The 20,023-nt window shown below is 42.9% G+C and carries 20 protein-coding genes; 17 read left to right on the top strand and 3 right to left on the bottom strand.

Annotation, left to right across the window (positions count from 1 at the left end):
• Positions 1-89: 89 nt before the first annotated feature.
• From leuS to DZ860_RS10000, 13 genes are all read left to right on the top strand, one after another.
• Positions 90-2,666, top strand: coding sequence for a leucine--tRNA ligase (gene leuS / locus DZ860_RS09940; protein WP_120030794.1), 2,577 nt, complete (start codon positions 90-92; stop codon positions 2,664-2,666).
• A 195-nt stretch (positions 2,667-2,861) separates the two neighbouring features.
• Entirely contained in the window at positions 2,862-3,488 is a 627-nt protein-coding gene (locus DZ860_RS09945) for an LPS-assembly lipoprotein LptE (protein ID WP_120030796.1), read from the top strand.
• Between the two features lie 17 nt (positions 3,489-3,505).
• A complete protein-coding gene (gene holA, locus DZ860_RS09950) occupies positions 3,506-4,519 on the top strand; it encodes a DNA polymerase III subunit delta (protein ID WP_120030798.1) in 1,014 nt (337 codons plus the stop codon).
• Positions 4,520-4,580: 61 nt separating this feature from the next.
• Positions 4,581-4,892, top strand: coding sequence for a ribosome silencing factor (gene rsfS / locus DZ860_RS09955; RefSeq protein WP_120030800.1), 312 nt, complete (start codon positions 4,581-4,583; stop codon positions 4,890-4,892).
• Positions 4,893-4,895: 3 nt separating this feature from the next.
• A complete protein-coding gene (rlmH, locus tag DZ860_RS09960) occupies positions 4,896-5,366 on the top strand; it encodes a 23S rRNA (pseudouridine(1915)-N(3))-methyltransferase RlmH (RefSeq protein ID WP_120030802.1) in 471 nt (156 codons plus the stop codon).
• 6 nt (positions 5,367-5,372) lie between these two features.
• The gene (gene mrdA / locus DZ860_RS09965) at positions 5,373-7,280 is read left to right on the top strand and encodes a penicillin-binding protein 2 (protein WP_120030804.1); all 1,908 of its coding nucleotides are present in this window, start codon (positions 5,373-5,375) and stop codon (positions 7,278-7,280) included.
• Complete coding sequence (gene rodA / locus DZ860_RS09970; RefSeq protein ID WP_120030806.1) at positions 7,280-8,401, top strand: rod shape-determining protein RodA; 1,122 nt, start codon at positions 7,280-7,282, stop codon at positions 8,399-8,401. The genes mrdA and rodA overlap by 1 nt, the downstream gene beginning before the upstream one ends.
• Positions 8,402-9,187, top strand: coding sequence for a septal ring lytic transglycosylase RlpA family protein (locus tag DZ860_RS09975; protein ID WP_120030808.1), 786 nt, complete (start codon positions 8,402-8,404; stop codon positions 9,185-9,187). It begins immediately after the preceding gene.
• Between the two features lie 87 nt (positions 9,188-9,274).
• Positions 9,275-10,453: a serine hydrolase gene (locus DZ860_RS09980; protein WP_120030810.1), complete on the top strand. Its 1,179-nt coding sequence runs from the start codon at positions 9,275-9,277 to the stop codon at positions 10,451-10,453.
• Positions 10,454-10,607: 154 nt separating this feature from the next.
• On the top strand, positions 10,608-10,886 hold the full coding sequence (gene ybeD / locus DZ860_RS09985) for a DUF493 family protein YbeD (RefSeq protein ID WP_120030812.1): 279 nt from the start codon (positions 10,608-10,610) through the stop codon (positions 10,884-10,886).
• 226 nt (positions 10,887-11,112) lie between these two features.
• Positions 11,113-11,766, top strand: a complete 654-nt coding sequence (gene lipB, locus DZ860_RS09990) for a lipoyl(octanoyl) transferase LipB (protein WP_120030814.1) — start codon at positions 11,113-11,115, stop codon at positions 11,764-11,766.
• A gap of 7 nt (positions 11,767-11,773) precedes the next feature.
• Positions 11,774-12,739 (top strand): lipoyl synthase, encoded by a 966-nt coding sequence (gene lipA / locus DZ860_RS09995; protein ID WP_120030816.1) that lies wholly within the window; start codon positions 11,774-11,776, stop codon positions 12,737-12,739.
• A 142-nt stretch (positions 12,740-12,881) separates the two neighbouring features.
• The gene (locus DZ860_RS10000) at positions 12,882-13,208 is read left to right on the top strand and encodes a hypothetical protein (protein WP_120030818.1); all 327 of its coding nucleotides are present in this window, start codon (positions 12,882-12,884) and stop codon (positions 13,206-13,208) included.
• Between the two features lie 83 nt (positions 13,209-13,291).
• On the opposite strand, the gene glyA is transcribed toward DZ860_RS10000, so the two are convergent.
• Positions 13,292-14,542: a serine hydroxymethyltransferase gene (glyA, locus tag DZ860_RS10005; RefSeq protein WP_120030819.1), complete on the bottom strand. Its 1,251-nt coding sequence runs from the start codon at positions 14,540-14,542 to the stop codon at positions 13,292-13,294.
• A 386-nt stretch (positions 14,543-14,928) separates the two neighbouring features.
• On the opposite strand from glyA, the gene DZ860_RS10010 reads away from it, so the two are divergent.
• A complete protein-coding gene (locus DZ860_RS10010; RefSeq protein ID WP_120030821.1) occupies positions 14,929-15,528 on the top strand; it encodes a YitT family protein in 600 nt (199 codons plus the stop codon).
• Positions 15,529-15,636: 108 nt separating this feature from the next.
• Here DZ860_RS10010 and gmhB read toward each other — a convergent pair whose 3' ends face one another.
• The gene (gene gmhB, locus DZ860_RS10015) at positions 15,637-16,188 is read right to left on the bottom strand and encodes a D-glycero-beta-D-manno-heptose 1,7-bisphosphate 7-phosphatase (protein WP_120030823.1); all 552 of its coding nucleotides are present in this window, start codon (positions 16,186-16,188) and stop codon (positions 15,637-15,639) included.
• Positions 16,189-16,411: 223 nt separating this feature from the next.
• Between gmhB and metN the strand changes: the two genes are divergently transcribed.
• Genes metN through DZ860_RS10030 form a run of 3 tightly spaced genes read left to right on the top strand, consistent with a single transcriptional unit; the run spans position 16,412 to position 18,958 of the window.
• Positions 16,412-17,446: a methionine ABC transporter ATP-binding protein MetN gene (gene metN / locus DZ860_RS10020; protein WP_120030825.1), complete on the top strand. Its 1,035-nt coding sequence runs from the start codon at positions 16,412-16,414 to the stop codon at positions 17,444-17,446.
• Positions 17,436-18,113: a methionine ABC transporter permease gene (locus DZ860_RS10025; protein WP_120030827.1), complete on the top strand. Its 678-nt coding sequence runs from the start codon at positions 17,436-17,438 to the stop codon at positions 18,111-18,113. The genes metN and DZ860_RS10025 overlap by 11 nt, the downstream gene beginning before the upstream one ends.
• 35 nt (positions 18,114-18,148) lie before the next feature.
• On the top strand, positions 18,149-18,958 hold the full coding sequence (locus tag DZ860_RS10030; protein WP_120030829.1) for a MetQ/NlpA family lipoprotein: 810 nt from the start codon (positions 18,149-18,151) through the stop codon (positions 18,956-18,958).
• 110 nt (positions 18,959-19,068) lie between these two features.
• On the opposite strand, the gene DZ860_RS10035 is transcribed toward DZ860_RS10030, so the two are convergent.
• Positions 19,069-19,950, bottom strand: a complete 882-nt coding sequence (locus DZ860_RS10035) for a glycosyltransferase (RefSeq protein WP_243641839.1) — start codon at positions 19,948-19,950, stop codon at positions 19,069-19,071.
• Positions 19,951-20,023: the final 73 nt, after the last annotated feature.

A 20,023-nucleotide genomic window follows, 5' to 3' on the forward strand; every position in this document is an offset into this window, starting at 1 on the left:
TGTGCTTCGCTCCTTTAGGTATTCTATGACGATCTATCATTGTCTGTTCTAACTGAACTCACACTTTCCAAGATAACCGGATATCATCGATGCAAGAGCAATATAAACCGCAAGATATTGAACAGAAAGTTCAACAGCACTGGGACAACAACAAAACGTTTGTTGTAAGTGAAGACCCAAATAAAGAAAAATTCTACTGTCTGTCTATGTTCCCTTACCCAAGTGGTCGACTGCACATGGGTCACGTGCGTAACTACACTATCGGTGATGTGGTATCTCGTTTCCAACGTCTACAAGGTAAAAACGTAATGCAACCTATCGGTTGGGATGCGTTCGGCCTACCTGCAGAAAATGCCGCAGTAAAAAACAACACTGCACCTGCGCCTTGGACTTACGAAAATATCGAATACATGAAAAACCAGCTTAAATTGCTAGGTTTTGGCTACGACTGGAATCGTGAATTCGCAACGTGTACTCCTGAATACTACCGTTGGGAACAAGAATTCTTCACTAAGCTTTATGAAAAAGGCTTGGTTTACAAGAAGACTTCATCAGTAAACTGGTGTCCAAACGACCAAACTGTTCTTGCAAACGAACAGGTTGAAGATGGTTGCTGCTGGCGTTGTGATACTCCTGTAGAACAGAAGAAAATTCCACAGTGGTTCATTAAAATCACTGAATACGCACAAGAGCTACTTGACGACCTAGATAATCTTGACGGTTGGCCTGACATGGTTAAAACCATGCAACGCAACTGGATTGGCCGTTCAGAGGGTGTTGAACTTTCATTTGAAGTGAAAGGTGAAGATGCACCTCTAGAAGTTTACACCACGCGTCCTGACACGCTAATGGGTGTTACATACGTTGGTATCGCAGCAGGTCACCCTCTTGCTGAGAAAGCGGCTGAAAGTAACCCTGAGCTTGCTGCATTCGTTGAAGAGTGTAAGAACACAAAAGTAGCGGAAGCTGAACTAGCGACAATGGAGAAAAAAGGTATGGCGACTGGCCTTACTGCTATTCATCCATTGAACGGTCGTGAAGTACCAGTATACGTTGCTAACTTCGTACTAATGGATTACGGCACAGGCGCAGTAATGGCGGTTCCAGCTCACGATCAACGTGACTTTGAATTTGCAACTAAGTACGGCCTAGACATTATCCCAGTGATTAAGCCAGCAGACGAGTCAGGTGTTGACGTTTCAGAAGCCGCTTACACTGAAAAAGGCGTGTTGTTTGATTCTGGTGAGTTTGATGGTCTAGATTTCCAAGCTGCATTTGACGCAATTGCTGCGAAACTAGAAGCAGAAGGTAAAGGCACTAAGACCGTTAACTTCCGTCTACGTGACTGGGGTGTATCTCGTCAACGCTACTGGGGTGCTCCAATCCCAATGGTAACAACTGAAGATGGTGAAGTTCACCCAGTACCTGCTGACCAACTGCCAGTGATTCTTCCAGAAGACGTGGTAATGGACGGCGTAACTAGCCCAATCAAAGCTGACAAAGAGTGGGCGAAGACCACATTTAACGGTGAACCAGCTCTACGTGAGACTGACACGTTCGATACGTTCATGGAATCTTCTTGGTACTACGCTCGTTACTGTTCACCACAAGCTGATGATATTCTAGATCCAGAAAAAGCAAACTACTGGCTACCAGTAGACCAGTACATCGGTGGTATCGAGCACGCTTGTATGCACCTATTGTACTCGCGCTTCTTCCACAAATTGCTACGTGACGCTGGTTACGTAACGTCTGATGAACCATTCAAGCAGCTACTATGTCAAGGCATGGTACTCGCAGATGCATTCTTCTACACCACAGAAAAAGGTGGCAAAGAGTGGGTTGCACCAACAGATGTTACTATCGAACGTGACGGTAAAGGTCGCATCGAGAAAGCCGTTGATAACCAAGGCCGTAACGTTGAGCACTCAGGCATGATCAAAATGTCTAAGTCTAAGAACAACGGTATCGACCCTCAAGAGATGGTAGACAAGTACGGTGCTGATACTGTACGTCTATTCATGATGTTTGCATCGCCTGCTGACATGACTCTTGAATGGCAAGAATCAGGTGTTGAGGGGGCTAACCGCTTCCTAAAACGTGTTTGGAAACTGGTTCACGGCCACTCATCAAAAGGTGCTGCTGAAATCGTTGATGCTGCTGCACTATCTGGTGATCAAAAAGCACTTCGTCGTGATGTTCACAAGACCATCTCAAAAGTGACTGATGATATTGCACGTCGTCAAACGTTCAATACGGCAATTGCTGCCATCATGGAACTGATGAACAAACTAGCAAAAGCACCTCAAGAATCAGTGCAAGACCGTGCAATTCTTGATGAAGCACTAAAAGCGGTTGTTCGTATGCTTTACCCAATGACACCACACATTTCTTACGAAATGTGGGTTGCGCTAGGTGAATCTGATATCGATTCAGCAACATGGCCAACATTTGATGAGAAAGCACTGGTTGAAGACGAGAAAACTATCGTTGTTATGATCAACGGTAAACTTCGAGCAAAACTAACTGTTGCTGCTGATGCAACAGAAGAGCAAGTTCGTGAACTTGGTCTAAACGATGAGAATGCAATTAAGTTCCTAGATGGTTTAACCATCCGTAAAGTAATTTACGTCCCTGGTAAACTACTGAACATCGTTGCTAATTAATTAGCAAATTCTATGGGAAATAAGTCAGTCTCTGACTAGAACCCATTTTAAACGGGGTCATTAAGGCCCCGTTTAATCAATCGATAACAAAATAGGGTGGAAAACACCCTATTTATCTCAAATTATTTATGGGTAATCACAACCACATTCGAGTGATGTGAGATAAATATTTCAATTTAAGAGAGCCATTCTCCAATGCGTCTAATTTCGTCTTTAAAGTTAACCAGCGTCATTCTGGCCGCTAGCCTTCTTTCAGCCTGTGGCTTTCATCTTCGTGGCGATTACTCTGTTCCAGAAGAATTGCACAAGATGTCATTGACCAGTTACGACCAATACAGCTCATTTACTCGTATGATGAAAGGTCAATTGCGAATGAACGAAATTGATGTCGTTCCACCAGCAGCAAATATTCCAAACTTGCACCTTTTAAACGAGGGTGTTGCTGAACGTACTCTATCTTTATATCAAAACACGAGAGCAGCAGAGATCGAACTGACTTTCCGCACCAGCTATCGCGTTACTATTCCTGAGTTTGGCCAAAAAAGTTTCTCTACCAGTGTAACTCGTAGTTATTTAGACAACCCATTGACTGCTTTAGCGAAGTCTGTTGAACGTGACATGATTGAAGACGAGATGAGAAAACTGGCGGCTAGCCAAATCATTCGTCAAATGGCGCGCTTAAAAGCTGACATCAAAAACCACAAACTTGAATTAGATAATAAAAACGCGCCTGACGAAGACGTACCTATGGACTACCGAGTCATCACCGTAGATGGTGCTGAACCAACATTGGAAAGTTCACCTGTACTATCAGACGAATAAAGTAATAGAGATAATTAATGCGCATTTTTGCAGACCGTCTAGCTGAGCAACTGAGCAAGCAGCTTCATCCAACGTATCTATTGTTCGGAAATGAACCCCTGCTCATTCAAGAGTCTCGCCAAGCCATCCGACTTGCTGCCGCGCAACAGGGCTTTGACGAACGACACCGCTTTGCCATTGATAACAGTGTTAACTGGAATGAAATCTACGATTGCTGTCAGGCCATGAGCCTGTTTTCACCTCGACAGTTAATTGAATTAGAGCTTCCAGAAGCTGGTGTTAATGCGGCGATCGCTAAAGAATTACTCTCTTTAGCGGAAAGCTTACATGAAGATATCTTAATTGTGCTTGTGGGTTCAAAACTCACCAAGGCGCAAGAAAGTGCCAAGTGGTTTAAAGCATTTGCCAACAAAGGTTGTTGGGTCAACTGTCTAACCCCAGATGCCCAACGCTTGCCTCAATTTGTTCAAGCACGTTGTCGTGAACTCAAATTACAACCCGATGCTGAAGCGGTGCAAATGCTCGCTCAGTGGCATGAGGGGAACTTATTTGCCCTTACCCAAAGCTTAGAAAAATTAGTGTTGCTTTATCCTGACGGGCAACTGACTTTAGTTCGCTTAGAAGAATCTTTAAGTCGCCATAACCACTTCACCACTTTTCATTGGGTTGATGCGTTATTAGCAGGAAAAGCGAACCGTTCACAACGAATACTCCGTCAACTCGAAGTCGAGGGAGTCGAAAGTGTCATCATCATACGAACAGTACAAAAAGAACTGATTCAATTATTGCAAATGCAACAACTAGCGATGCAAATGTCGATGACTCAAGTATTCGAACGCTATAGAATTTGGCAATCAAAACGCCCACTCTACTCTTCGGCGCTACAACGACTAAACCAAACGAAGTTAAAGCAATTATTGCAACTACTTTCACAAATCGAAGTCATGACCAAAACTCAGTACGATGACTCGAGTTGGCCATTATTACATCAGCTAGGACTTGAGCTTTGCTTACCACAAGTGAAGCTATAAAAAGTATGCTATGCTTCGCCGCCCAAAATAACCCATACTAAACCAACACAAGGATACGCTCTTGCAACTTGCACAATTGAACGATTTCTTAGTCGACAAAGTCGATGACATGAAAGCCGAAGATATCAAAACTATCGATGTCCAAGGAAAATCAAGCATTACTGACTTCATGATTATTTGTACTGGTACATCCAAGCGTCACGTCGCTTCAATTGCTGATCATCTTGCTAAAGAAAGCAAAGTTGCAGGCTTAACACCACTTGCGATTAGTGGTGATGATGAATGGGTTGTGGTTGATATGGGTTCAACCATTGTTCATGTTATGCAAGAAGAACAACGTAACCTGTACCAGCTAGAGAAGCTGTGGGGTTAAGCGATGAAAATACAATTGATCGCTGTTGGCACCAAAATGCCAAAATGGGTAGAAGAAGGGTTTCAAGAATACCGTCGTCGCTTCCCACATGACATGCCTTTGGAGCTGGTTGAAATCACAGCTGGCAAACGTGGAAAAAATGCTGACATTGCAAGAATTTTGCAAAAAGAAGGCGAAGCGATGCTGGCTGCCGTGCCAAAAGGCAACCGAATTGTTACTCTTGATATCCCTGGTAAAAAATGGGACACGCCTCAGCTTGCAGAACAGCTAGAAAGCTGGAAACTTGATGCGCGAGATGTATCTATTTTAATTGGAGGTCCAGAGGGACTTTCCCCTGCATGTAAAGCTGCTGCCGATCAAAGCTGGTCGCTATCTGCTTTAACTTTGCCTCATCCACTGGTTCGTATCGTTATGGCAGAAAGTCTATACCGAGCGTGGAGTATTACGGCTAACCATCCGTATCACCGAGAATAACTTTACATGTTAAGAACGCGTACAAAAATACGAGACTACCTAGAGGAAGCACGGCTATTTCGTAGTCGTGCTGTCGTTGCGTTTCTGGGTATTATTCTGATGATCGGACTTTTGGTAACGAATCTCTACTACATTCAAGTTAACCAATACCAAGATTATAAAACGCGTTCAAATGACAACCGTATTAAAATCGTACCCATCGCTCCAAACCGTGGGTTAATTTATGACCGCAATGGTGTATTGCTGGCTGAAAACCGTCCGGTATTTAGCTTGGAATTGATCCCTGAAAAAATCAAGGACATGGACGACACCATTGCTCGTCTACAAAAAATCGTTGAAATAACCCCTGAACAAGTTGCGCGCTTTAACAAAGAGCGCAAACAAACGCGACGCTTCAAATCAGTACCTATTCTGAATCAGCTATCACCTGAAGATGTTGCTAAATTCTCCGTTAATCAACACCACTTTCCTGGTGTTTCCGTCAATGCCAACCTGAAACGCTATTACCCATATAGTGAAATACTCACCCATGTTATTGGTTATGTTTCGCGCATCAACGATCGTGATATGCAAAGATTAGTTCGCGAAGAAAAAGAGGCTAACTATCAGGCCACGCGTGACATTGGCAAACTGGGCATTGAACGTTATTACGAAGATATTTTACACGGTACAGCTGGCTATCAAGAAGTTGAAGTCAACAGTCGCGGACGCATCATCCGTACCTTAAAGTATGTTCCGCCAGTCCCGGGTAAAGACATCGTGCTCAATTTGGACATCAATTTACAGATGTACATCCATGAGTTACTTGATGGTCGCCGCGGTAGTGCTGTGGTTCTCGATCCGAAAGATAATGGCGTCTTGGCTATGGTTTCAAGCCCAAGCTATGACCCAAATGCATTTGTCCACGGTATCTCAGGTAAAGCTTATCGTGCATTATTGAATAACAAAGATCGCCCACTAGTAAACCGTGCGACATTAGGCATTTATCCACCAGCTTCAACCATTAAACCAATGATGGCCGTGTCGGCATTACAGGAGGGGGTGATTACCCCATCAACCGTGCGTAATGATCCTGGCTACTGGAAGATTCCTAATTCCAAAACAAAACCGTTCCGAGATTGGTTACGTTGGGGTCACGGCAAAGTTGATGTACTTAAATCCATTGAAGAGTCTGTCGATACATTCTACTACCAAGTCGCGTACGACATGGGGATAGACCGTATTTCACGTTGGATGATGATGTTTGGCTTTGGCGACTATACCGGCATCGACATCTATGAAGAAAGCAAAGCAAACATGCCGACTCGGGAGTGGAAACGTGCCAGACATAAAACACCTTGGTACCAAGGTGATACGATTCCGGTAGGGATTGGTCAAGGCTACTGGACCGCAACACCAATGCAAATTGCTAAAGCAACATCAGTATTGGTGAATCATGGTGAAGTTATCGCACCTCACCTATTACGCGCCACCATTGATAATGGCGAACAATTTGCAAAACAAACCCTTGCAGAGCCAGAGAGCTATCCACCGATTACCGGCGTGAAAGATCAGTACTGGGATCTCGCGATAGAAGGTATGCATCGAGTAAACCAAGGGCGAAAGGGAACTGCACGTCGCGCCTTTGCTGGAACGCCTTACACTTCCGGTGGTAAATCGGGAACGGCACAAGTATTTGGCCTTGCGGAAGATGAAGAATACAACGCAGATGAAATCGCTGAACACCTACGCGACCATGCGTTATTTACTGGCTTTGCGCCACTCGAAGATCCGAAGCTTATCGTCACCATCGTACTTGAAAATGCGGGCGGAGGCTCAAGTAATGGTGCACCTGTGGTTAGGAAGGTGTTTGACCGAGTATTATTACAAGACACCATAGCTGACAACTCAGAACCAAAACAGGCGACCCCTTAATGGAATTAGACCCATCAACCGGACAAAACCGAGCGTTATTTGAGCGTGTTCATATCGATCTCCCTCTACTACTCGGTATCATTGTCCTGATGGGTTTTGGGCTAGTTGTGATGTATAGCGCTAGTGGGCAAAATCTGATCATGATGGAACGCCAAGCGATGCGGATGGTACTCGCATTGGGCGTACTTATTTTACTGGCTCAAATCCCACCCAGAAGCTATGAAACGCTCGCACCACTATTGTTTTTCATTGGAGTGACATTACTGCTCGGTGTACTCTTCTTTGGTGAATCATCCAAAGGCGCACAGCGGTGGCTCAATTTAGGCTTTATTCGCTTTCAGCCCTCCGAATTACTCAAACTTGCCGTGCCATTGATGGTTGCTCGCTATATAGGAAAACGCTCACTTCCACCGAAGCTTCAAACATTAGTGGCTTCTTTAGTCATGGTGTTTATCCCAACTATTTTGATCGCAAAGCAGCCTGACTTAGGTACATCAATATTGATTGCCGCTTCCGGGGTTTTTGTTATCTTCCTTTCGGGTATTAGTTGGAAAATTATCATCGGTGCAGCTTGTGCCCTTGGCGGTTTTCTGCCAATACTGTGGTTTTTCCTAATGCGCGAATATCAAAAAGTTCGCGTACGTACACTGTTTAACCCAGAGTCCGATCCCCTCGGAGCGGGCTACCATATCATTCAAAGTAAAATTGCAATTGGTTCGGGTGGTGTGACGGGTAAAGGTTGGCTTCAAGGCACACAGTCCCAGTTAGAATTTATTCCTGAGCGACACACAGATTTTATTTTTGCTGTTATCGCCGAGGAATGGGGCCTGATTGGTATTCTTATCTTGCTCACTATTTATCTATTTATTATTGGTCGTGGCTTGTACCTCGCAAGCAAAGCACAGACTGCTTTTGGCAGAATGATGGCAGGCAGTATCGTATTAAGCTTTTTTGTCTATATTTTTGTGAATATTGGCATGGTCAGTGGTATCCTTCCGGTCGTCGGCGTTCCACTCCCCCTTATTAGCTATGGTGGCACTTCAATGGTCACCTTAATGGCTGGTTTTGGCATTCTTATGTCAATTCACACACATAGAAAAGCATTCTCTAAGGCAACATAAATGAACAACCTAAAACATATTTCAACGATTGTGCTCGCTGGTGCAATCTTGTCTGGCTGCTCAACCAGTTCGAAACGTTATGATATAGATGACGATATTGCCCCTGAGAAACCCATTTCCGTTGAACACATTGAAGATGCCGTTCCACAATATGAACCCTATAGCTTAGGGGGCAATAGCGACTATACCCTGCGTGGACAACGCTATGAAATCATCAAGGAACCACAAGGTTTTACCGAGAAAGGTCAAGCATCATGGTATGGGAAAAAATTCCATGGCCATCTGACCTCCAATGGCGAAATCTATGACATGTACTCAATGACGGCAGCGCACAAAACTTTGCCTATCCCTAGTTATGTCAAAGTCACAAATACAGACAACGGAAAATCAACGATTGTGCGAGTCAATGACCGTGGTCCCTTTCATCCCGGACGAATCATCGATTTAAGTTATGCAGCTGCAACTAAGCTAGATGTTATTCGTACTGGTACAGCTAATGTCGAGATTGAAGTGATTCAAACAACGAAACCCGTTGAAGAGCATAAGCAAAAAGCCTTTCCTAAGTTTGTTATCCAAGTCGCCTCTTCCCAACATGAAGATAGGGTGAGAACTTTATCGCAAGATTTGGGTCAAAAGCTATCAGTCGCTAGTTTTGTTGGCGTAGGCTCCGATAAAAAGATACATCGCGTATTTTTAGGGCCATTTGATGACTATTTGCTGACGCAAAAAGCATTAGAACAAGTTAAAGTGCTGGGGTATTCGAGCGCTTTCATTAAATCACAATAATCTTACAGTCCGTATAGGCCGCTCTTGCTGGCTTGCATGAATGATTCTGTTAAGATACGTCCAGTTTAAGATAAATCTGTAGCTAACATGAAAAAAACAACATTAATTAAAACCGCTTTTGCGTCTTCCATAGCGCTTTCCGTAACTCTTTCAACTTCAGCGTTTGCCTCTCCAACGGTAATTCCTGATGCGCCGCAAATTGCTGCAAAAGGTTATGTATTAATCGATTATCACTCAGGCAAAGTTCTTGCTGAAAAAGAGATGAATACCAGACTCTCTCCTGCTAGCCTGACCAAAATGATGACAAGTTATGTTATCGGCCAAGAACTGGCTCGTGGCAACATCACTCCTGAAGATGATGTAACCATCAGTAAGAATGCTTGGGCGAAGAACTTCCCTGATTCGTCAAAAATGTTCATTGAAGTGGGCACCACGGTAAAAGTAAAAGATCTTAACCATGGCATTATTGTTCAATCAGGTAACGATGCTTGTGTTGCTATGGCTGAGCATATCGCAGGTTCTGAAGATGCATTTGTTGATCTGATGAATGCTTGGGCTGATACCATTGGTATGGACAACACGCATTTCGCGAACGTTCACGGCCTAGATAACCCTGATTTGTACTCAACCCCATACGACATGGCTTTACTAGGTTCGGCGCTAATTCGTGACGTTCCTGATGAGTACCGTATCTACTCAGATAAAAAATTCACTTACAACGGCATCACTCAATACAACCGTAACGGTTTGCTTTGGGATAAAAGCATGAACGTTGACGGCATCAAAACCGGCCATACAAGTAACGCAGGTTACAGCCTAGTAAGCTCAGCAACCGAGGGCAAAATGCGTTTAGTTGCTGTCGTAATGGGAACCAAAGATGCCAACGCTCGTAAATCAGAAAGTAAAAAACTACTGAGCTACGGCTTCCGTTTCTTTGAAACCGTTAATCCGCATACTGCTGGTGAAACATTCGTTGAAGAAAACGTATGGATGGGTGACAAAGACAAAGTAGCACTTGGTCTAGATCAAGACACTTATGTCACTCTACCACGCGGCCAAGCTAAAAATCTGAAAGCGAGCTTTGTTCTTGAAAAAGAACTCAAAGCGCCAATCACTAAAGGTGAAGTTGTTGGTAAGCTATACTATCAACTTGATGGTAAAGATATTGCTGAATACCCTCTACTAGCACTGGAAAATGTCAATGAAGGCAGTTTGTTCAGTCGTATGTGGGACTACATTGTGATGCTGTTTAAGAGCTTCTTCTAAACAATTATCGCTTTAATATTAAAAGCCGCCAAGTGCGGCTTTTTGCTTTCATCAAGCTTGTGAAAGACGACGTGTTGAGCACAACTTGAGATCAACCATGAATGGCAGTACTATGCGGCGCTGCTAACATTGCTTTCCAACTTGGAGTTTCCTAATGCTAACGATCAACTCTGATGCAAAATTGAAAGACCTGCTTGAGTTCCCTTGTACATTTACTTACAAGGTTATGGGCTATGCAAAACCAGAGCTACCTGAAAAGGTTCTGACGGTTATTCAACGCCATGCTCCTGGTGATTACATTCCTAAAATCACGCCAAGCGCAAAAGGCAACTACCATGCCGTATCGGTAACGATCACTGCTACATCGATTGAACAAGTCGAGACTCTTTATAAAGAACTTGGCGATATCGATATCGTACGTATGGTGCTATAAACTGAATATTCGCTAACCAAAAGTGATGCCCACCCATAGGGTTAGTATTTTATTTTAAATATTCAAATATTTTTGAAAGCAGCCTTTGGCTGCTTTTTCTTTATTAATCAATAAATTATGTGAACAATATATCGAATGGAGTTAAAAACCTGTTACTAAGATATAGTTCATTATGTAGAAGCAGTTTATAATCCAATGACTTTACTAATCGACTAAGGGTTCAAGTATGCCAAGTTCATTGATTGTTAAGCATTGGGGAAAACAGGATTACGAGCCAGTCTGGCGCGCAATGCATGATTTCACCGACAATCGAACCGAGGAAACCCAAGACGAAGTTTGGTTTGTCGAACACAACCCTGTTTTTACACAAGGGCAAGCTGGCAAAGCTGAGCACTTATTAAACACAGGTGACATCCCTATCGTGCAAAGTGATCGTGGCGGGCAAGTGACCTACCATGGCCCAGGTCAACTCGTCGTTTATTTCTTGATCAACCTACGTCGAAAAAAATTAGGGGTTCGCGATCTTGTCAGTAATATCGAGAATCTCGTAATCAACACGCTTAAAGCGTACAATATTGAATCAACAGCCCGTCCAGATGCTCCTGGGGTGTATGCTGATGGTAAAAAAATTTGTTCATTAGGGTTACGTATCCGAAAAGGTTGCTCTTTTCATGGCCTTGCTCTCAACGTCAATATGGACTTAACCCCTTTCTTACGAATTAATCCATGCGGCTATGCGGGTATGGAGATGGTGCAAGTGAGCCAATTAGGTGGACCTGCACAAATCGATGTTGTCGAAAAACAATTATTAGAAGAACTTGTTGCTTTGCTTGATTACGAGCAAGTTGAATTCAACACAGAAGTACTACCTGGAAAGTAAGAGAAGCATGAGTAAACCAATCCAAATGGAAAAAGGCGTCAAGTACCGTGACGCTGATAAAATGGCACTAATTCCGGTAAAGAATATGCCTACCGAGCAGAAAGAAGTCTTACGCAAGCCTGATTGGATGAAAATTAAACTGCCATCAGACAGCCAACGTATCCAAGATATTAAATCTGCAATGCGTAAAAATAACCTGCACTCTGTTTGTGAAGAGGCCTCATGCCCAAACCTAGCGGAATGCTTCAACCATGGTACTGCTACGTTCATGATTCTGGGCGCTATCTGTACACGTCGTTGCCCATTCTGTGATGTTGCCCATGGTCGTCCTCTAGCTCCAGAAATTGGCGAGCCTCAAAAACTGGCTCAAACCATTAAAGATATGAAGCTAAAATACGTGGTTATCACATCCGTAGACCGTGATGATTTGCGTGATGGTGGTGCGCAGCATTTCGCTGATTGTAACCGCGAAATCCGCGAGCTTAATCCAACAATCAAAATTGAAACTCTTGTTCCTGATTTCCGTGGTCGTATGGATGTGGCACTGGATGCGATGAAAGATAATCCACCAGATGTGTTTAACCACAATCTAGAAACGGCACCACGTTTGTATCGCAAAGCGCGACCAGGGGCAAATTACAAATGGTCACTGCAACTGCTGCAAAAATTCAAAGAACAGCATCCGACTATTCCAACTAAATCGGGTGTAATGATGGGGCTGGGTGAAACCAAAGAAGAAATCGTTCAAGTATTGAAAGATCTTCGCGAACACGGTGTAACAATGCTGACTTTAGGTCAGTACTTAGCACCAAGCCGTCACCACCTACCGGTTGAACGTTACGTTCCACCATCTGAGTTTGATGAATTAAAAGAGATCGCTCTTGAGCTTGGTTTTACCCATGCAGCTTGTGGTCCATTCGTTCGTTCTTCTTACCACGCCGATCTACAGGCCCAAGGTATTGAAGTTAGCTAACTCATTTTCGCGAAACACCAGTGAAACTGTAATAAAACCGACGATAACGTCGGTTTTTCGCTATGTGCTTGCTTGAATAATAAAATGCTTCACTCTAGGATAAGGGTGAAAAATAAAAGAAACCAACATTCAAGGAATGATCATGACAAAACTCAGTTTGCTCGTTATTAGTTGCGCTACTTTTCTCATCGGTTGCAGTTCAACAACCCCTCAAGATAATTTTAGAGAAGCGTCATTCGAGCTCTGCAATACCAATGTCGATCTCTATTCTGTTAGTGATGATGGTCGTGTACGTATTGTTTGTTCTGATGGTGCAAAATTCGCGTTGCATCAAGAAGAAACTCTCGAAACAATGCGTGATATTAATATTGATTATTGCCAAGGCGAAGGGCTAGGTAAATTTAGCGAAAGCAGTAAATACTACCTATTTAAATGCAAGTCAGGAACACTACTTAGCATAACTAAATAAACTTTTCTTGCTGATTTAATCAAACTCAGCTGATACAAAAAAGGAGCCAAATGGCTCCTTTTTATTTTTCGTATGAACACGAATTATGCGTAAACTGGTAGACGCTTACAAATCTCGAGTACTTTCGCTTTAGTCGCTTCGATAACGCTTTCGTTGCCAATGTTATCAAGTACGTCACACATCCAATTCGCAAGTTCTTTAGAATCTTCAACCGTGAAGCCACGACGAGTAATCGCTGGCGTACCAACACGAATACCAGACGTTACAAACGGGCTGCGCGGATCGTTTGGTACAGAGTTCTTATTAACAGTAATGTTCGCCGCACCTAGTGCTGCATCTGCATCTTTACCTGTAATGTCTTTGTCGATCAAATCAACAAGGAACAAGTGGTTTTCTGTGCTATTCGATACAATCTTGTAGCCGCGCTCTTGGAACTGAGCAACCATTGCTTTAGCATTTTGTACAACGCGAGCTTGGTATTCTTTAAACTCTGGCTCCATTGCTTCTTTAAACGCTACCGCTTTACCAGCGATAACATGCATTAGAGGACCACCTTGACCACCAGGGAATACCGCTGAGTTCAGCTTCTTGTACATCTCTTCGCCTGCGTTTGACAGGATAAGACCACCACGTGGACCTGCTAGCGTTTTATGCGTCGTTGTTGTTACAACATGAGCGTGTGGTACCGGTGTTGGGTAAACACCTGCAGCAATAAGACCGGCAACGTGTGCCATGTCCACAAATAGGAACGCATCGACTTTGTCTGCGATTTCACGCATACGTTTCCAATCTACGATTTGTGAGTAAGCAGAGAAACCACCAATGATCATCTTTGGTTTATGTTCAAATGCTAACGCTTCCATCTCGTCGTAATTGATTTGACCCGCTTCATCAATACCGTAAGGAATCACGTTGTAGTGCTTACCTGAGAAGTTAACTGGAGACCCGTGAGTTAGGTGACCACCGTGTGCTAGGCTCATACCTAATACGGTATCGCCTGGTTTCAGTAGTGCCATGTACACTGCGCTGTTCGCTTGTGAACCTGAGTGAGGCTGAACGTTCGCATATTCACAATCAAATAGTTGGCATGCGCGGTCAATCGCAAGAGTTTCTGCTTTGTCTACATACTCACAGCCACCGTAGTAACGCTTGCCAGGGTAACCTTCTGCGTATTTGTTCGTTAGCTGAGAACCTTGAGCTTCCATTACACGCGGGCTGGTGTAGTTTTCAGAAGCGATTAGTTCAATGTGCTCTTCCTGACGAAGAGTTTCCTCTTGGATAGCTGCAAACAATTCCGCATCGTAATCTGCGATGTTCATATCACGCTTAAGCATCTGTATCTCCTGACTCAGATTTAGACTGAAAGTAGTTCTGTCCGATGTTGACGATTCATGAAAGACAACATCAGGCATAAAAACTGGTTCTCGACCCTAACGCAAACGTTTTCGTCGCGCTAACGTCGCGCATTTTACATAATTTGATCTATGCCATAAAGAGAAAAATACAATTTTTATCATGCAAATTTCTCATGGCGATATGTGAAGATTATCATCTAGACCGGTTCTAAATCCCGTGAAGAAACTAAAAGGTCTATTGATATCTTTACACTGTGTAAAATGATAATTACATAGGTTTACCTTAAATTTCACTCTCAAGCTACCGAAAAGCTCTTTTTTTCCTTAGTATTCGCGCCTGAATTCGCTTACTAAGTTTTAGATTGATGGAAAAACATACACACAAAGAAGATTGGATTGCCATTCTAACGGGCACATTTGTCGTCGCTCAAGGCATTTTCTTTCTACAATCAGCCAATCTTCTCACCGGAGGAACAACGGGGCTTGCACTGCTGGCGAGTCAATTTATTCCTCTCTCTTTTGGCACATTATATTTTTTGGCGAACTCACCCTTTTATCTTTTAGCGTGGCGACGTTTCGGCAAACGCTTTGCTTTAACAAGTGCTCTATCTGGCGGCTTAGTCTCTATTTTGACCGATCACCTTGATTTGGTTATCTCTCTCGACAAAGTGAACCCTGTCTATTGTGCTATCGCAGGCGGATTATTGATGGGGTTGGGGATGTTGATTTTATTCCGTCACCGCACCAGTCTAGGAGGATTCAATGTGCTGTGCTTGTTCATTCAAGACCGCTTTGGCATTTCAGTAGGAAAAACCCAAATGGCAATTGATTGCACAATATTAACCGCTTCTCTGTTTTTTGTTTCGCCAATAACAATTGCTCTTTCTGTTCTTGGCGCGTTGGTGCTAAACATTGTATTAGCGATGAATCACAAGCCAAGTCGCTACATTGTTACTTACGGATGAATGTTACTTACGGATGAATTGTTACTTACGATTGATGCTAATACTTGTTAGCGGTTAACCTACCCACGATCAAAAAGGGAAGCATTAGCTTCCCTTTTTTAATGACGATTACTTGCTTAAATAAGCAGGCACCTCTGCAATACTATCAAGTACGACACTGGCTAGCGCCTCACCTTTTTCAGTGATTGGCTTACCGGTACGAACCAAAATCTTGGTACCAACGCCTGCCGCTTCCGCTGCCATCATATCTTCGGCTTTATCGCCAACCATAACGGAATTGGCCATATCGATTTTTAGAAAATCGCGCGCAGAAATAAACATGCCCGGCTTTGGTTTACGGCAATCACAATCTTCCTTGTAAACGCCTTGTCCATGCTCAGCGTGGTGTGGACAGTAATAGATACCATCTAATTCAACACCATTGTCAACGAAGTTCCAATCCATCCATTGAGTCAGAGATTCGAAACGCTCTTCGCTAAATTTACCGCGCGCAATGCCAGACTGGTTAGTCACTAGTACAAGTAGGTAACCCATGTCTTTCAATTTTTTAGTCGCCTCAAAGACACCCTCAATAAATTCAAAGTCATGTTCATCGTGTACATAGCCATGATCAACGTTAATAACACCGTCACGATCTAAAAAGACTGCTGGTTTCGCCAAAATTTGCTTCTCTATCTACTTTATTTACTCAGAATTATTGCATGCTTTATTTCTTAGAGCATCATCTAATTACCTCAGCGCCTTTCTTAAATGAACGTTTAGACGTCTAGACGTAAAAATATCTATTGACACTATATTCACAAAGCCATAGCATCTTCTACTAAATCACGCTTAGTTCAACATAATCATCTGTCCTAATAACATGTGAGTAGTAGGTTTATTAATGATTGAAATTAATCAAGTAAATAAGGTTTTCCATCAAGGGAATAGAGAAATCCATGCTTTGAAAGAGATAAACCTGCACATTCCTGAAGGGGGCATTTTTGGTGTTATTGGCGCCTCCGGTGCGGGTAAAAGTACGCTGATTCGCTGTGTCAATATGCTTGAAACGCCAACATCAGGCGAAGTCATTGTGGATGGTATTGATCTTACTCGTCTTTCAAAACGAGATCTTAGTGCCGCTCGCCGAAATATCGGGATGATTTTTCAGCATTTCAATTTACTCTCTTCACGTACGGTTTTCGGTAATATTGCATTACCACTAGAACTAGCGGGCACTGAAAAGCACTTAATTGATACGAAAGTCACAGAGCTTTTGAAATTGGTCGGTTTGGAAGATAAAAGCGAGAGTTACCCTGCGAATCTCAGTGGCGGACAAAAACAACGTGTTGCGATTGCACGGGCCTTAGCTTGCGACCCAAAGGTTTTATTGTGCGATGAAGCGACCAGTGCCCTAGATCCGGCCACAACTCAGTCTATTTTAGCCTTGCTCAAAAAAATCAATCGCAAGCTAAAAATCACCATTCTTCTCATCACACATGAGATGGATGTCGTAAAAAGTATTTGTCATGAAGTGGCCATTATTGGTGGAGGTGAACTGGTTGAAAAAGGAACAGTCGGCGATATTTTCGCTCACCCAAAAACAGAACTGGCCCATTCATTCATTCGTTCAACTCTCGATTTATCGATTCCTGAAGATTATCAAGTTCGCTTACAACAAACTCGAGTTGAGGGCAGCCACCCTCTAGTACGTCTCGAATTTACTGGTGCGACTGTAGACGCGCCTTTGATGTCGCAAATCGCAAGAAAATTCAATCTTGATGTCAGCATTTTGAGTTCCGACCTCGATTACGCTGGCGGTGTAAAGTTTGGCATGATGGTCGCTGAATTATTTGGCTCTGAAGCCGATGACCAAAACGCTATCGATTTTTTACGCCAACACAATGTTAAGGTAGAGGTGCTAGGTTATGTCCTTTAATACGATCACTGAATGGCTCAGTTTTAATAGTAGCTTATTACTTGGAGCAACATGGGAAACCCTTTACATGGTTGGTGTTGCAGGAATCGTCGGCTTTGCGATTGGCATTCCCCTAGGCGTCATTCTACATACAACTAAAAAAGGTGGGTTGCTCGAAAACATCCGATTGAACAGTGCCCTTGGTGCATTTGTTAATATTGGTCGTTCAGTCCCTTTCCTTGTGTTGATGGTTGCCATTATCCCTATCACCAAATTATTAGTCGGTACTTTTATCGGGACTACAGCTGCCATCGTTCCGCTAACAATTGGCGCTGTTCCATTTGTGGCTCGCTTAATTGAAAGTGCACTACTTGAAGTTCCTACCGGATTAGTTGAGGCTGCGCAGTCTATGGGCGCAACACCACTTCAAATCATTACTAAAGTGTTGCTACCAGAAGCGATGCCAACCATCGTAAATTCCGTCACGATCACCATGGTGACACTCGTCAGTTACTCAGCCATGGCAGGAACAGTGGGTGGCGGCGGGCTTGGCGATGTGGCTATTCGTTATGGCTTTCACCGCTATGACGTCACGATTATGGCTGTCACCGTCGTCATGCTTATCGTGCTAGTTCAAATTATTCAATCAATTGGCGACGCTATTGTCCGCCGTGTAGATCATAGATAAATTCAAAAAATTCAAGATATAACAGGGAGATAATCATGAAATTTAATATTAAACATTTAGTCACAATCGCTACCGCTGCATCGGCTCTTGCTCTGACAGGGTGTGGTGAACAGGAAGTTGATACCAACAAGATTAAAGTGGGTGTCATTGCTGGCGCTGAAGAACAAGTTGCTGAAATAGCAGCCAAAGTTGCAAAAGAAAAATACGACCTTGATGTTGAACTGGTTGCCTTTACTGATTATGTCACGCCAAACGCAGCCCTAGATGATGGGTCAATCGATATCAACGCATTCCAGCATAAACCATATCTAGATCAGCAAGTCACTGACCGTGACTACAAGCTAACTATTGCTGGCAACACCTTTGTCTACCCTATCGCTGGGTATTCAAAACAGATTAAATCACTAGATGAACTACAGGATAATGCGCGCATTGCCGTACCTAATGATCCAACTAACCTAGGTCGCTCTCTACTGCTACTTGAGCAGCAAGGACTTATTAAGCTACGTGATGGTGCAGGCCTACTAGCGACAGTACGTGATATCGTTGAAAACCCAAAAAACATCACTATTGTTGAACTTGATGCAGCCCAACTACCTCGCTCTCTCGATGATGTTGCGCTATCAATCATCAATACCACTTACGCGAGCTCTATTAACCTAGTCCCAGAAAAAGATGGCATATTCATTGAAGATAAAGAATCACCATATGTGAATCTGATTGTGGCTCGTGAAGAGAATGTGAATGCAGAAAATGTTCAGAACTTCGTTAAAGCTTATCAAACAGAAGAAGTTTACCAAGGTGCCGCTAAAATCTTTAAAGGTGGCGTAGTTAAAGGCTGGTAACGAGAAACAAATAGATAAAGACGAATAACCAAAAGCAAACTCTGTTTGCTTTTCAAATAAAAAAGCTAGCACTCGCTAGCTTTTTATTAACTTCCACACCTTAAACTAAGCTAAAGAGCCATTCCGTACTCTGCTTTTAGATTATCTAGGTAAATGTCGTTTTTACCATCCCCTACATTCTGATGTTTAAGCCCTTCACCTGATTTTTGCGTTAGGAACGTAAACTTATTTCGGTAAGACGTATTCATTTCCAGTTTGACGATATTTAGGTTATTGAGTCTCGCTATATAATTGATCCATATATCATCGGCATTGGGACAAAACTTAAGAGCATTTTCAGGATCATTAAAGATGTTACGCCTCTCACCTGCAGGGAATAATGTCCCTCCCCCTGTTGTAATAAAGGTATCTAATTTAGTGTCAGCATCCACCTCATTTAGCCACTCTCTGTAAGGTTTTGCTAAACCTGTTTTATTATCTCTAATAATCTCATGAGCACGACAACCGATGAGTGAGTCAGGGTATTTATCATGGGCCCTTAGTAAGCGTTCAATCATGTCATATGAATACAAAATATCATCATCGATGGTGATGATGTGTTGATCAGGGAAGTGACGTATTGAGGGAAACAGTTTTTTGTAAGAACCGGTGTTATTGGTAAAGCGAACATCAAGCCCTCTACGCATTTGTTTTTTTAGCGTTTCAGGCAACGAATCTAAAGAAAATTCATCTTCATCCAACCATAGGACTATCGCATTAGGTTTGACTGTTTGATGACCTATAGACTCAATCGCTAGATAAACCTCTTCTATTCGATGTGAGTATGTGGTGAGACTAACGATAACATTGTTATTTTTCTTATGTTCAATCAGTGAGTCATCGGAAGATAAGCATTTATTTAGATAGTGGTTTACTAAAATTTCTTCTTTGATTTTTTGTTCATGTGAAAAGTAATCTCTCACTTTTTTCTTAAATTTTCGTATCATTTTCATTCCAAAAATGGGCCTACAAAAATACATGGCACTTGTTCAAGCAAAAAGTACCGCCTCTTACCTACAACTAATG

Origin of the sequence: Vibrio sinensis (genome assembly GCF_003605645.1) — a bacterium.
Taxonomy (GTDB): domain Bacteria; phylum Pseudomonadota; class Gammaproteobacteria; order Enterobacterales; family Vibrionaceae; genus Vibrio; species Vibrio sinensis.